This is a genomic window from Streptomyces sp. NPDC006265 (assembly GCF_040613555.1).
Classification (GTDB): Bacteria; Actinomycetota; Actinomycetes; order Streptomycetales; family Streptomycetaceae; genus Streptomyces.
In genome coordinates this window covers 1-1,434 of the sequence record NZ_JBEXSH010001401.1, presented here as the reverse complement: position 1 = coordinate 1,434, position 1,434 = coordinate 1, and the positions used below count along the sequence as shown (strand labels likewise).

Sequence of the window (1,434 nt, the reverse complement as noted above, 5' to 3'; positions counted from 1 at the left end):
GACCGGGCCAGGGCCTGGGTCGACGAGGCGGCGCAGCGGCTGGTGCATGACGGTCGTGTACTGACCGTGGATCAGCGTGCCCACCTGCTCCTGCGCCGCCGCCACGACCTTGGGGTGGCAGTGCCCGGTGCTGGTGACGCCGATGCCGGCGGTGAAGTCGAGGTAGCGGCGGCCGTCCTCACCGTAGAGGTGGACGCCCTCGCCCCGTGCCGCCACGACGGGCGTGGCCTGGCGAAGGTGCGGCGACAGTGCGGTCATGGTGTCTCCCGGCCGTACGACGAGGTGTGGTTGCTTGGCTCAGCTCCGGTGTCCGAGCATCCAGGCCGCCGCGACGGGCGACAACGCGTGATCTGTCCGGCCGGAACCCGTTGTTCGGACGTTGTGTCAACCGCCGGACCCCCCAGGCACCGCCTGTCCCTCTCGTGGACAGCTCTTGCACAGGTCAGCCCGGCTTGTCAGAGTGACCGGGCACGCAGGGAGGCATCGTGAACCAGCACCCCTCGACGGCCGGCCGTGATCCCGCCCCGGCCGGTCGCGCTCCCACCCTCGCCGACGTCCTGGCCCTCCCGGTCCTGGCCGCCGGACAGCCCCAGGTCGTCACGGGGCTGGCCGAGCTGGACCGGCCGGTGCGCTGGGTGCACATCACCGAGCTGACGGACCCGGCCTCGTTCCTCAAGGGCGGCGAGCTGGTCCTGACCACCGGCATGCCGCTGCCCGAGGACGCCGCAGGCGTCCGCCGGTACGTCGACGAACTCACCGAGGTCGGAGCGGCCGCCCTGGTCATCGAACTCGTACGGCGCTTTCACCGGCCGCCCGATGCCCTCGTGCAGGCCTGCCGGGCCCGGGGGCTCCCCCTGGTCACCCTCGTCCGGGACGTCAACTTCCTGGAGGTGACCCAGGTCGTGCACGCGCTGATCCTCGGCAACCAGGCCGACGCGATACGGCGGACGCAGCGGATCCACGAGGCGTTCACGGCTCTGACGTTGCGCGGTGCCGGGCCGGAGGACGTGGTGCGCGCGGCGGCGGAGATGAGCGGCCGGACGGTCGTGCTGGAGAACCTGGTGCACCAGGCGCTGATCTGCGAGCCCTCGGGGAACACGGTGGAGGAGGCGCTCGGGGACTGGGAGCGGCGCTCCCGTGCGACCGAGCCCGGCGACCGCACCGAGGTGGGCGGCCCGGAGGGCTGGCTCACCGCGCCCGTCTCCTACCAGGGCGAACGCTGGGGGCGTCTGGCCATGCTGCCCGCCGACGGGCCGGTCTTCGGTCCGGAGCACGTCACCGTCCTGGAGCGGACGGCGATGGCCCTGACGGTGGCCCGGCTCATCCACTCCACGCCGTGGGAGCACACGGCCCACCGCACCGTCCTGCGGGAGCTGGCGGAGCAGCGCCACCACTCCGCCGAGGACGTCCGCGCCCGCTGCGCGGCGCTGGGCC

At 73.3% G+C, this 1,434-nt stretch carries 2 protein-coding genes; one reads left to right on the top strand and one right to left on the bottom strand.

All coding sequences use genetic code 11. The features are described from left to right. Nucleotides 1–258, bottom strand: a 258-nt coding sequence (locus ABZ281_RS49275; protein WP_356665367.1) for an aminotransferase class III-fold pyridoxal phosphate-dependent enzyme, incomplete at its 3' end; no start/stop codon positions are given. Between the two features lie 227 nt (nucleotides 259–485). Between ABZ281_RS49275 and ABZ281_RS49270 the strand changes: the two genes are divergently transcribed. Then, the coding region (locus ABZ281_RS49270; RefSeq protein ID WP_356665365.1) for a PucR family transcriptional regulator ligand-binding domain-containing protein at nucleotides 486–1,434 on the top strand (949 nt) is incomplete at its 3' end.